This is a genomic window from Paracidovorax avenae ATCC 19860, assembly GCF_000176855.2.
Lineage (GTDB): Bacteria > Pseudomonadota > Gammaproteobacteria > Burkholderiales > Burkholderiaceae_C > Paracidovorax > Paracidovorax avenae.
Genome location: NC_015138.1, coordinates 1,150,917 through 1,163,402, shown reverse-complemented (window position 1 = coordinate 1,163,402; position 12,486 = coordinate 1,150,917). Strand labels below are relative to the sequence as shown.

Genomic DNA, 12,486 nt, shown 5'->3' with positions numbered 1-12,486 from the left:
GAAGGAGCCGCCCATGGTCTTTCTCTGGCCCGACCTTCTCTGGCTGCTGCTCGCGCTGCCCGTGCTGGTGGCGCTCTACCTCTGGCTGCTGCGCCGCCGCCGGTCCGCCGTGCTGCACTACCCTGCCCTGGCCCTGGCGCGCGAAGCCCAGGGTGCCCGCACGCGCTGGCGGCGCCACGTGCCGCCGCTGCTCTTCCTGCTCGGCCTCGCGGCGCTGCTGGTCGCGGCCGCGCGGCCGCTGGCGGTGCTCACCCTGCCCTCGCAGCAGCAGACCATCATGCTGGCCATGGACGTGTCGGGCAGCATGCGCGCCGCCGACGTGCACCCCGACCGCCTCACCGCCGCCCAGGACGCCGCCAAGGCCTTCATCGCCGAGCTGCCGCGCCACGTGCGCGTGGGCATCGTGGCCTTCGCGGGCAGCGCCCAGCTCGCCCAGCTGCCCACGCAGAACCACGAAGACCTCTTCAAGGCCATCGACAGCTTCCAGCTGCAGCGCGGCACGGCCACGGGCAACGGCATCCTGCTGTCGCTCGCCACCCTGTTCCCCGACACCGGCATCGATGTCTCCGCGCTCGGCGGCCGCCAGGCCATGCCGCGCCCGCAGTCCATGGACGAGATCGGCCGGCCGCCGCACCGCGGCAGCAACGGCAGGGGCGCCGACCGGCCCGCGCCCGTCGCACCCGGCTCCTACAGCTCGGCCGCCATCATCATGCTCACCGACGGCCAGCGCACCACCGGCGTCGATCCGATGGAGGCCGCGCAATGGGCCGCCGACCGCGGCGTGCGCGTCTATACCGTGGGCGTGGGCACCGTGGCCGGCGAGACCATCGGCTTCGAAGGCTGGTCTATGCGCGTGCGCCTCGACGAAGACACCCTCAAGGCCGTGGCGCAGCGCACCAACGCCGAATACTTCCACGCCGCCACCGCGGCGGATCTCAAGAAGGTGTACGAAACCCTCAGTTCGCGCCTCACCGTGGAGAAGAAGGAAACCGAAATCTCTGCCCTGCTCGCGCTCGCGGGAGCGGCCCTGCTGGTGCTGGCCGGCCTGCTGTCGCTGTGGTGGTTCGAGCGGGTACTGTAGCGGGCCATCCCCCCCCCGGGCTCACGCCGGGTTGTCGATCTCGATGAACCGGTGTTCGATGCCCAGTGCCGCCGCCACGTGCGCGGCGGCCGCGGGCGCGCCGTAGCGCTCTGTCGCATGGTGACCCGCCGCGAGGAAGGCCACGCCCGTCTCCCGCGCCAGGTGCGCCTGCGGCTCGGAGATCTCACCCGTGATGAAGGCGTCGGCCCCCGCCGCGATCGCCCCCTCGAAAAACCCCTGCGCGCCGCCCGTGCACCAAGCCACGCGGCGGATCGGCCGCCCCGCCCCGGCGCCGCCGGGCGCGACCAGCGTCACCGGCCGGCCCAGCGCCGCCTCCACGCGCGCGGCGAGCGTGGCCGCATCCGCGATGTCGGCCGGTGCGCAGAAGCCCAGGTCCTGCTCGCCGAAGCGCACGTCGGCCGGCGCGAAGCCCAGCACGCGGCCCAGTTGGGCGTTGTTGCCCAGTTCCGGGTGCGCGTCCAGCGGCAGGTGGTAGGCGAAGAGGTTGATGTCATGCGCCAGCAGCCGCTGCAGGCGCTGCTTCATCCAGCCCGTCACCCTCCCGTCCTGGCCGCGCCAGAACAGGCCGTGGTGCACGAAGACCGCATCCGCCCCGTCCGCGATGGCGGCGTCGATCAGCGCACGGCTCGCCGTCACGCCGCTCACGATGCGGCGGATGCGCTCCCGGCCCTCCACCTGCAGGCCGTTCGGGCCGTAATCCTTGAAACGGGCCGGCTGCAGCAGGTCGTCGAAGGCCGCGAGCAGCGCCTGCCGGGAAACCCCGGGGGCCAGGTCATCCGTGGGAGAGGGTACAACTGAGTCCGTCATGCACGGCATTGTGGCAGGGCGCGCACCAGGGAGGGGTGCCGCCCATGACCCCGCCGGCAGGCCAGAACGAACGACCGAAACGAACGACCGGAACGAACAGCCAGAACGACCGGCACGGGCCCGCGCGGCCCCGCGGCATGCACCGCCGCCGGCACACGAGAAGGAGGGATCCCATGTGACGACCGCCACCGCACCACGCCGCGGGCGCTGAACGCCGCCCGTCCGGGCCCGCCATCGCGCCCCGCGCCCCCGCCCGTCCCACGAACCCCGACAACGAAAGCCACCCCATGCCCCATGCATCCCGCCACCTGTCCGTGAACCGTGTCCGCCTCTACCAGGCCGCCCAGACCGCATCCCACACCAGCTTTCCCGTCAAGGGCCAGGGCACCGTCTCCGTCCTGCCGGCCGACGTGCCGGAGGCGCTGGACATCGTCCTGCACCAGGACATGCCCTTCACCCCCACCGGCAACGCCTGCGGCCTCACCATCGGCCGCGCCGGCATCGTGCTGTGGACCGTGCGCCACGGCAAGAGGCACCCCATCGCGCATGCCGAAGCCCCCGAACTGCGGCTTGACCCGCCGGGCACCCACCAGCCCTACTGGCTGAGCCTGGACAGCAACAACCGCCGCATCCGCTACGGCAAGGGAGAAATGCTGCGCGCCCTGATGCTCTACGAGTTCACCTGGCCGGAGAAGAACGACCCGAACGGCATGGACGCCCTGTGCCGGCAGCTGCGCCACGTCAGCGTGCGCGGCGCCACCGGCGTGCAGCTCGCCACGCTCCAGATCCCCGTGAACCTCGATCCGCCGCCCCACCTCATCGCGCCCGCGGAGGTGACCATGGAAAGCATCGCCGCCAACCGCGCCAGCGTCGCGGGCGACCTGCCCCTGGCCTGCCAGCGCCTCTACGACAACGTCGCCGGGCCGGGCATGAACCTCTCGCCGCCGGACTTCCCCGAATTCGCCCAGGCCATCCAGTACTCCATCGTCACGCCCGGCGCGCTGTGCCACACCAAACTGCAGGAAAAAGACCCGAGCTTCGGCTACCTGCGCGTCACGCTGGACTCCAACCAGGGCGACTCCCCCGGCCAGCCCTACGTGCTGGAAATCTGGCCCGCGGGCAACGGCTCGCCCATCCACAACCACGGCCAGGCCTGCGCCGTCATCAAGGTGCTGCACGGGCAGATCCAGATCTCGTGGTTCAGCGCATTGAGCCCCGGCATCGAGCAGCCGTGGGGCAGCACCATCGCACACGCGGGCGAGGTGACCTTCCTCACGCCCGACTACTACCAGATCCACCAGCTCAAGAACCCGTCGCCCCGCGAAGGCGGCCAGTTCTGCGCGACCATCCAGTGCTACCGCTACGCGGACGACAACATCGTCCACTACGAGTACTTCGACTACATCGACGAGAAGAAGCAGACCATCGAGCACTTCCTGCCCGACTCGGACTGGGAATACCTGGAGTTCAAGCGGCTGGTCCAGGAGGAATGGAAGGCGGCCATGTCCGGGCAGCGGCCCGCCACGGCCTGAATGCGGCGCGGGCATCCGCCGCAGGATGCCCGCCGCCTCAATTCACGAAAGGCCCGTTCAGGCCCGCACAGGCGCGGGCTGCCAGCCGCGCGAGGCCAGCGGCACGAAGCCCAGCACGAATCCCAGCAGCCCCATGGCCGCCACGTAGTGCGCGGGCGCCATCGGGTCGCGCTGCATCCACACCGTCAGCAGCACCGGCGTGATGCCGCCGAACACTGCATAGGCCATGTTGTACGAGAACGAAAGGCCCGAGAACCGCACTTCCGGCGGGAAGGCGCGCACGCCCACGATGGGCAGCAGCGCGATCGATCCCACGAAAAAGCCCACCAGCGCGTAGTTGCGCACCAGCGTCTCCGGCGTGCCCGGCAGGCCCAGGTAGAACAGGTACGAGGTCAGGAACAGGCCGCCCCAGCCCACCAGCATCACCGCGCGGGTGCCGAAGCGGTCGGTGGCCCAGCCCATCACCACGCAGCCGATGGTCAGCGTGAGCGTGGCCACGGCATTGGCCTCCAGCGCCAGCGTGGCGGGCAGGTGGTGCACTTTCTGCAGGTACGACGGCGTGATCAGCACCACCACCACCACGGCGGTGGAGAGCACCCAGGTCATCAGCGCCACCAGCAGCATCGCGCCCTTGTGGTCGCGGAAGATGGTCTTGAGCGGCAGCTCGCGCGCCACGGCGCGGCGCGCGGCCAGCTCCTGGAACACCGGCGTCTCGTGCAGGAAGCGGCGCAGGTACACCGACACCAGGCCGAACACGCCGCCCAGGATGAACGGAATGCGCCACGCGAAGCCCTGCACCTCGGCAGGCGTGTACGTGCGGTTGATGGCGATGGCCACCAGCGAGCCCAGCAGGATGCCGCCGGTGATGCCGGCCGTCAGCGTTCCCACGCCCAGGCCGTAGCGGTTCTTCGGCACGTGCTCGGCCACGAACACCCAGGCCCCGGGCATCTCGCCGCCGATCGCCGCGCCCTGCAGCACGCGCATCGCCAGCAGCAGCAGCGGCGCCGCCACGCCGATGCTCGCGTAGGTGGGCAGCAGGCCGATCACCAGCGTGGGCACGGCCATGAGGAAGATCGACAGGCTGAACATGCGCTTGCGGCCCAGCTTGTCGCCGAAGTGGGCGATCACGATGCCGCCGATCGGCCGGGCCAGGTAGCCCGCCGCGAAGATGCCGAAGGTCTGCAACTGCCGCAGCCAGTCGGGCATGTCGGCCGGGAAGAACAGGCCGCTCACCACCGTGGCGAAGAACACGTAGATCACGAAATCGTAGAACTCGAGCGTGCCGCCCAGCGCGGAAAGGCCGAGGGTCTTGTAGTCGCCGCGCGTGAGCGGGCGGTGGGGCTGCGCGGCATCGGCGCTCGCGGCAGCGGAAGCAGAGGAAGTCATGGCGTGGTCCGGAAAAGCACGGGTGCGGCCCGGGCACGGCCACGCATGCGGCGGCGCCAGGGCTTTCTCTTGCGGCCGCCGGACCGGAGCGGAGCGTGGCGGGTGGCGCGGGCTGCAAGGCCGGCCGCGGGGGTGGATTGCGGGCGGCCGGGCGCGGGGCCGGGGCTGGAAGAAAAAAGAAAAGAAAGAGAAACGGAAAACGAAAGCAAAAGGCCGCGGGTGGCGGCCATGCCCCGATTTTAGGGTTTTCCCTCCGGCGCCCGCGCACGCGCCTGAATGCCCCCCTCATCGCACTGGGCGCAGTCGGCATGCCCTCCCACGGCCCACGGCCGCGCAAAGTGGCGACAATGTGGGCCTTTGCCGCCCCACCTGTCACCATGAAGCGCTTCTGGCTGCTGTTCTCCCAGGCCGTGACCGTGTTCGTCGCCGCCTACTTCGTCGTCGCCACCCTGCAACCGGACTGGATCCGGCGCGGCGCCACGCGCAGCAGCGCCGGCATTTCGCTCATCGAGGCGCCGCCCGCCCCCTCCTCCCAGCCCGTGGCCGGCAGCTTCAGCGCCGCGGTGCGCAAGGCGGCCCCGGCCGTCGTCAGCATCAACACGAGCAAGGCCGTGCGCAACCCGCGCAGCAACGACCCCTGGTTCCAGTTCTTCTTCGGCGACCAGGGCGCACAGCAGACGCAGACCGGCCTGGGCAGCGGCGTGATCGTCAGCCCGGACGGCTACATCCTCACCAACAACCACGTCGTGGAAGGCGCGGACGAGATCGAGGTCACCCTGGCCGACAGCCGCCGCACCCGCGCCACCGTGATCGGCACCGACCCGGACACCGACCTCGCCATCCTGAAGGTGGACCTCGACAAGCTGCCCGCCATGGTGTTGGGCAACTCCGACCAGCTCTCCGTGGGCGACCAGGTGCTGGCCATCGGCAACCCCTTCGGCGTCGGCCAGACCGTCACCAGCGGCATCGTCAGCGCCCTGGGCCGCAGCCAGCTGGGCATCAATACCTTCGAGAACTTCATCCAGACCGACGCCGCCATCAACCCCGGCAACTCCGGCGGCGCGCTGGTGGACATCAACGGCAACCTGATGGGCATCAACACCGCCATCTACTCCCGCTCCGGCGGCAGCATGGGCATCGGCTTCGCCATCCCCGTCTCCACCGCCAAGCTGGTGCTCGACGGCATCGTCAAGGACGGCCAGGTCACCCGCGGCTGGATCGGCGTGGAGCCCAACGAACTCTCGCCCGAACTCGCCGCCACCTTCGGCGTGCGCGCCACCGAGGGCGTCATCATCACCGGCGTCCTGCAGGACGGCCCCGCCGCCCGCGCCGGCATCCGCCCCGGCGACGTGATCGTGCGCGTCGGCGATAAGCCCACCGACAACGTCTCCGCCCTGCTCAGCGCCGTCGCGGCCCTGAAGCCGGGCGAGCCGGCGGCGTTCCAGCTGCAGCGGGGGGATGCGCAACTGGAGTTGAATGTGGTGCCGGGGACGCGGCCGCAGCAGAGGGGGCAGCGGCGGTGAGGGACACGCTCATGTCGGACTGAGAGCAGGTGACGCTTACTCAATTAGAGAGAGGCGGCTTTACTGAAAGGCTACTTTGCAGCGCTTCCAGTTGTCGCCCGACGTCGCGAGGTGCGAGGTGGGAGGTCTCGGTCCGAATCCGGTCATTGAGCTACCCGCCCAATTGGGCCGCAACGCCTGGATTTTGGAATATTTGCCATGCCGGCTCCCCGCCATCAAGAGCGCCCACCCCGGTGCATTCCGAGACGATCGCTTTTTCGCCTTCCCCAGATTTCCGTTTGCTCGGATATTTCCAACCATCCCGAGGCACCTTATCGCGGCTGCCAGCTTGGAGTGCTCTCTGAGCAGTTGCACCGCGAGCAGGTTTTTGGTGCGCCGATACCCAATTCGAAGAGCTCGATATCTCGCGGCCGCGCTACCCTTTGCAAGGGGGGGGAACACACTGCCCAGATTTAGCTTCTTGCAGACATCCTGTCTCAACAAGCTCTTGAATCTCTGTGCTACAGCAACAGAACGGCTCCGGGTTCATGCTGAGCAGCGCAGTATCATGGTGTGCCTTCAAAAAAACTTAGGGGGAGTGTGATGGGGACAAGCCTGCTTCAAGAATTCCTGAGCTCGCGACTTTTAGATATTGGCGCCGAGGACTCTCGCCTTGAGAAGCTTGAAAACACCTGCGGCGAGCTTGCCATGACGTACGCCACCGCCCCCCAAAGTGCTCTCTCGCCACTCCTGGCGGCGTGGGACCCCAGTGCCGGCGAGGACCCATCGCTCCTGCAGATTGGTTCGGTGCTTCAAGGCCACTGGCCGACTTACCGAGGGGCCTTCACAGGGGAACCCCTGACGCTCTACCGCGCGGTGGTGCTGGAGTCGGTCATACGGGCGATGAAGTTGCAGGGCGTGCTTGCTGTAGCAGTGAATCTGGTTGCGGCAAACATCCTCCCCCAGCTGAAGGTCGGGCAGGAATCCCGCATTCTCGAAATCCTTGTTGGGCGCGCAGATGCCATCACTGCTGAGCGGCTCAAGCGGGCCTGGCCGGACCAGAACAGCGCGACCAATTTAGCGCCCCTGGCTGTCCCGCCTATGAACAGCCTGAAGAAGATTGACGAGAACGCGTGGTTCGCTCAGGTGGCCGCAGCTGCTGGACCTAGCACTAATCGAGGCGGTGTGGAACTCTCCAACGCAAATCAGCACTGGCCGAACCAGCCGACGCACTGGTCATATAGTTTTGCTGAGCGTATGGCGCCAATCTTGGCCGAGGTGCACGACCGTGCAACCGCGAGTACATTGAAAGTCGCTGGGACGGCTTTCAAGTCCTTGGCGGATGCTGTGACTGTCAAACTGAACGAGTTCCTGGCCGCAGAACAGGCGCGCAGCAACCAGCGCGAAGCGACCAGCCGCCTTCTGTGGTGGCGCCAGAGTCTCTACTCGGAAACGGCGGAGAAGCCGTATCGCAAGCTGCCCGCGGCGCTCGTTGCTTGGCACATGGCGCTGGACATGTCCGATCTGCTGCCTGAGGTGTATCCGCCGGCTCTCGAGTCGCTCTTGTTCGAGTCGGTCCGCGCTGCAACGGGAGCCCAGGGTGATACTGAACTCACTCTGAATGAACTGCTTCAGGTGAATGGCACGACCTCGCAACTGGCGCAGTTCGGATGGCTAACCGAGCAACAGACAACCGCTTCGAGGACCTTAGTCGTTCAGGCGCTGGCGAACGCCTACGCCGCAGGAAGGCCGGAGGCGGCCAAGCTCGGGGTAGACGCTGAGCTCAGGATGCTGCCGGGCGACTGGGCGATTTGGCTGCTGCGCGAAATCAAAGCGCTCGAGGCGCTTGCGACACCGGATGCAGTCGAGCAGCTCACGGAGGCGGCCGCGTGAGCCGTCAGTGTTCGCATCCCGCGTGTCTTGCCCCGGATGAACTCGGCTGCAAGGTAGGTGAAGGCTCGCTGCAGCAGTGCAAGTTCTGGCAGAGCAGTTGGGACGCGCAGGAGCAAGCTGCGGCAGCTGAGCCTGATGATGGCGCACGACTTCCCTGGACGGGCAATGCCATGGGCGCTGGTGACATCGGATTTCTAAGTGGCGCGACCCGCACTCGGCTGGTGGGCGTCTTCGGAGTCGCTGGCAGCGGCAAGACATCTCTCCTGGGTGCGTGGTACTTGCTCATTGGCCGTGGCATCGGACCGACAGGCATCTCGTTCGCCGGCTCACTGACGCTCGAGGGTTGGGAAAACATCGCAGGCAATCTACGCTGGATCGGTGCCCATGGGCCGTCATTTCCACCGCACACATCCAGTGGCAGTGGACGGCACCCCGGGTTGCTGCACCTTCACTTGCAAGTAGACGATGGACAACATGACTTGCTCTTTGCCGACGCGCCTGGCGAGTGGTTCAGCCGATGGTCGGTGCGTCGCGAAGCAGAAGACGCCGTTGGTGCTGCTTGGCTCTCAGGCGCTGCAGACGTTCTCCTGGTAATTGCTGACTCCGAGGAGCTGGCGGGGCAACGGCTCGGGCCCGCGCGCGCGAGCCTACAAAGTCTTTTGCGAAGAGTTGGCGCGGAGCGACGTGGCCGCCCCGTGGCGCTGGTCTGGACCAAGTGCGACGTACAGGTTGACGAACAGATGCGCACGGCGGTGAAGAATGCGGCCGACTTGGCACTCGGCACGTACGAGACGTTCAGCGTGAGCATGCGCGCCGCGCCCGGACAAGAGCCGTACAACCGCGGCCAAGGGCTGCTGGAGCTTCTGGACTGGGTCGTCCGAGTTGGCGACGCCACGTTTCCGAAGAAGGCGTTGCTGCATCCGGAACAGGACCTTCTGCAAATCGTTGGAGGCGTCCGTGTCTGAGGCCACCCTGAAAATTGCCGTGTTCGGCGAATCTAACGTCGGTAAGAGCCACTTCGGCGCCCAACTGATTGGCCGCCTGAATGCAGAAACTGGAGCGCTTCGGATGCGCGGCGCAGCTCCTGACCTGGGCGCATTTGATGAAGTGGCCCAGTCGCTCAGTCGTGGCGTGCCCGGCGCCCATACCTCCGCAGGTACATACACCGAGACACTGCTTCCGGTACAGTCCGATGGCACGACCATCGACCTGAACTGGCCTGACTACGCGGGCGAGCAAGTCAGCCAGCTACTGCAGGAGCGGCGTGTCCCCACCTCATGGCAGCTGCGCGTAGAGACTGCCGATGGCTGGATTCTCATGGTGCGACCCAAGCACGTGCCGTTGGGCCACGACATATTCTCCAAGCCGCTTAGCGACTTGCAGTCGTCGCGCTCGGGTGGCACCGTGGAGTGCTCGCCGCAGGCGCGCTTGGTGGAGTTGCTGCAGATGCTGGTGTACACCTCGCGTGCGAGAACCGGAAGACGCAAGCCCGCGCTAGCAGTCCTGCTTTCGTGTTGGGATGAGCTCGAGGAGCCGCAGGGAACCACTCCTTCTGACGTGCTTTGCAAGAACCTGCCGATGCTAGCCCACTACATCAGAAACAATTGGAGCGAGCAGCGCCGAATCGTCCTGGGACTTTCGGCGACGGGAGTCGCGCTCACCAAGGCATCGCCCAACCAGGATTTCATCTACAGGGGTGCTGAAGCGATGGGCTGGGTTATCGACGCTGACGGCCAGCACTCCCCAGACCTGACGCTACCCATCGCCAGACTCGCTGCGGCAATCCAGAGCTGATGCGAGTTCACAAGGCCTGGTACGGCCCCAAGGGCGGGCATGCGCTGCTGCACTGCACAAACCCTAGCCTGCAGGGCGTGTGTAGGCAGGCTGCATGGCTCACGGATTTACCGGGCACCGCTCCGGCGGGTTTGGCCTGGGCACCCTACTTTCGCACCGGCATCCAGCAGGACTACTTCGTGCTCGTGCATACGCGCCCGAGCCAAGCCTCGGACAGGGCGGGAATGGTCGATTCGGTCGCCGCATTCGTCCCGCTGAACGAGCTGGCCCAAGTTCCTGACATGAGGGCTCTGGCTGCGAACGTGCGGGAGTCTCACGAAAGTCAGTCACAGGAACCGTTCGACGCAATTGAAATCGCGCGGGAGCCGACGGGCTCGCCGCAGCCAATGCTACTGAGCATCGCCGACGCCCTCATTGCGGCAGCAACGCGGCCCGTTGTGCATGTTGGCCAAGATGGGTTCGACGACATCATGTTGGACCTCCTGCAGTTGGTCCCCCCGCAGCTGCGGCGGCAGGTTCTTTTCAGCTTGAGCTTTGCTCCGGGAGAGCCAGGCGAGCCGTTTGCCATCGCTGCGCCGCGTGAGCTGGCTTCACGCTTTGCGCCAGCGCAAGTGCTCAAGCCTTCTGGGACAGGCCCAACTATGCGCGTGGCGGCTCTCTTGAACATGCCGGAAGGCAGGCCGTTGCTGGAGTTTGGAGAGCAAGCAGGCTTTGACTTGCAGTCGCCAAGCGCGCTCGTTCTGTTGGACCGAGCGTTTGAGCTGTGGACGGCTGAGACGAGCGTAGACAACGCAATCATCCTCGTGCGCCTTCTGGCAGCCAAGTCGTCCGACGCTCCGATAGCGCGCCAGCTTCGAGCAGCCGCGCTGGAGCGCCTGACGGCAACAGCTGACCAGTGGAAGCCGTCCGACGTTCTTTCGATGCGAAACCTACCGCTGGAGCGCTTCGATTCCGTCACGCTGGCCGAGGCACTGCAGGATTGGGTAGCACACAGGGCCGGCAGCGTACGTGCGCCGCTGCCTGAGGACCAACAGCTCCTCAGGCAAGCATCTAGCGCGGCGGCACAGCAGGATTGGTGGAACCGGCGTGCGCAGGACGGGTTTGCGGTTGCAAGCAAGGCATCTCCTGCTGCCGTGAGCTCGCTCGCGTGGGACACGATGGCGAACTCGCCGCAGGACATTGAGCCGGTACTCAGTTTTCTTGACGAGCAGAAACTTCTGATCGCCCTGACTGAGAACGCGCCTGCCACTTTGCCTGCTCCGGTTGCTGAATCGTTAGCGCAGGTCAGCGCAAGACGCCAGGCGTGGGGGCTGTGCGGCGCAGCACTAGCTGCTGCGCACGCCCCTTCCAAGGCCCTGAGCGAAGTTCTCAAGCTGGCAACCACGAAGAGCGCGCTACGCGAGGCTATCGAGTTTGCACTCAAGAAATCCACCCCGGCCGAACTCGTCGAACTGGCGGTGCGCAAGGACATTGAAGAGGTCACAGCCTTGGCAGCCAACGCGGTCGTGAGCTGTCCGAACCTCATTGGCGATTTCGACTGGGCCTCTCCCGTGTGGTTTGACATCCTCCAACGGGTCGCGGACAAGCGTCGCACAGCCGCGGCCGAGGTCCCCAATCGCGTCAAAGGCATTCAGAGCATCATTGAGGCGGGAGAAAAATCCAAGCGCGTCTGGGCTCCTCTGGTCAGCACAGGTTTGGCAGACCTCTCCAAGGTGCCGAACCGGGCTAACGCTTGGGCGCTCATACCAACTGATTTTCAGAGTAAAGCGCTCTCACTGACTGCCTCGGGCTGGGTCGCCTCGCTGCTGGATGGCACGGCGCCGATGGCCTCCCTGGAGGAGCCGTTGGGCGCAGAGGTGCGGGTAATGCTTCGTCACTCCGATGTGCTGGCCACGGTCGCTCAGAAGCACCCGGTGCTCTTCATCAGCATCATCAACGAGGTCCACCCACGAAGCGACCACGACTGCGTCGGCCTGCTCGACTCCTTGGCCGGGGCGAGAACGCGGCTGGCTTCTGGACCAGCTGCGGCCATTGGCACGCTCATCAGGGACCGGTTCTGGCGTTCCGCAGCTTCGCGCGCGGCGAGCTTGGCTCAAACTCGTGACCAGTTCCTTGCCGTGTGCAAGGAGTGCCTGAACGTGATGTCGTTCTGGGATAGTTTCCCCTTGTACCTTCGCATAGGCAAAGCCGTGGAAATCCGCCCGGATGAGGCTTGGCAGATGTTCGAAGAAACGCTCACCAGGCTCTATCCCGGCGGCCCTACCGACCAAGAGATCTGGAGCAGAAGCGGTGGGAACAACGAGGACCTCGAATGGAAGGGGAATGGAGTCGCGCAGTGGCATCGCTGCCTCAAGCAGGTTCGCTCAGGAAACGGGCCACGCTCCTCGAAGCTGCTCGACACCTCGCTGCGTGACTTCGGCGGCAATCCTGTACTGCAGGTTCTCCGCGACAGCCGCGCGTTAAGCTAGGA

The 12,486-nt window shown here is 66.3% G+C and carries 9 protein-coding genes; 7 read left to right on the top strand and 2 right to left on the bottom strand.

The window, feature by feature from the left end:
- Nucleotides 1–13 precede the first annotated feature (13 nt).
- Entirely contained in the window at nucleotides 14–1,081 is a 1,068-nt protein-coding gene (locus ACAV_RS05075; RefSeq protein WP_013593499.1) for a VWA domain-containing protein, read from the top strand.
- Nucleotides 1,082–1,102: 21 nt separating this feature from the next.
- On the opposite strand, the gene ACAV_RS05070 is transcribed toward ACAV_RS05075, so the two are convergent.
- The gene (locus ACAV_RS05070) at nucleotides 1,103–1,909 is read right to left on the bottom strand and encodes a Nif3-like dinuclear metal center hexameric protein (protein WP_013593498.1); all 807 of its coding nucleotides are present in this window, start codon (nucleotides 1,907–1,909) and stop codon (nucleotides 1,103–1,105) included.
- Between the two features lie 287 nt (nucleotides 1,910–2,196).
- On the opposite strand from ACAV_RS05070, the gene ACAV_RS05065 reads away from it, so the two are divergent.
- The gene (locus ACAV_RS05065; RefSeq protein ID WP_013593497.1) at nucleotides 2,197–3,441 is read left to right on the top strand and encodes a cupin domain-containing protein; all 1,245 of its coding nucleotides are present in this window, start codon (nucleotides 2,197–2,199) and stop codon (nucleotides 3,439–3,441) included.
- Between the two features lie 57 nt (nucleotides 3,442–3,498).
- Here the strand turns inward: ACAV_RS05065 and ACAV_RS05060 are convergent, their stop codons facing one another.
- Nucleotides 3,499–4,827, bottom strand: coding sequence for an MFS transporter (locus ACAV_RS05060; protein ID WP_013593496.1), 1,329 nt, complete (start codon nucleotides 4,825–4,827; stop codon nucleotides 3,499–3,501).
- A 377-nt stretch (nucleotides 4,828–5,204) separates the two neighbouring features.
- On the opposite strand from ACAV_RS05060, the gene ACAV_RS05055 reads away from it, so the two are divergent.
- The 5 genes from ACAV_RS05055 to ACAV_RS05035 all read left to right on the top strand — a co-directional run bounded on the left by ACAV_RS05055 (nucleotide 5,205) and on the right by ACAV_RS05035 (nucleotide 12,484).
- Nucleotides 5,205–6,350, top strand: coding sequence for a trypsin-like peptidase domain-containing protein (locus tag ACAV_RS05055; RefSeq protein ID WP_013593495.1), 1,146 nt, complete (start codon nucleotides 5,205–5,207; stop codon nucleotides 6,348–6,350).
- A 582-nt stretch (nucleotides 6,351–6,932) separates the two neighbouring features.
- Nucleotides 6,933–8,222 carry a GTPase-associated system all-helical protein GASH gene (locus ACAV_RS05050; protein ID WP_041828584.1) on the top strand — a complete coding sequence of 430 codons (1,290 nt, stop codon included), beginning with the start codon at nucleotides 6,933–6,935 and terminating at the stop codon, nucleotides 8,220–8,222.
- Nucleotides 8,219–9,187, top strand: a complete 969-nt coding sequence (locus ACAV_RS24490; protein WP_013593493.1) for a TRAFAC clade GTPase domain-containing protein — start codon at nucleotides 8,219–8,221, stop codon at nucleotides 9,185–9,187. The genes ACAV_RS05050 and ACAV_RS24490 overlap by 4 nt, the downstream gene beginning before the upstream one ends.
- Nucleotides 9,180–10,016: a TRAFAC clade GTPase domain-containing protein gene (locus ACAV_RS05040; RefSeq protein ID WP_013593492.1), complete on the top strand. Its 837-nt coding sequence runs from the start codon at nucleotides 9,180–9,182 to the stop codon at nucleotides 10,014–10,016. The genes ACAV_RS24490 and ACAV_RS05040 overlap by 8 nt, the downstream gene beginning before the upstream one ends.
- Nucleotides 10,016–12,484: a GAP1-N1 domain-containing protein gene (locus tag ACAV_RS05035; RefSeq protein ID WP_013593491.1), complete on the top strand. Its 2,469-nt coding sequence runs from the start codon at nucleotides 10,016–10,018 to the stop codon at nucleotides 12,482–12,484. Before ACAV_RS05040 ends, ACAV_RS05035 begins: the two co-directional genes overlap by 1 nt.
- The last annotated feature ends 2 nt before the right edge of the window (nucleotides 12,485–12,486 follow it).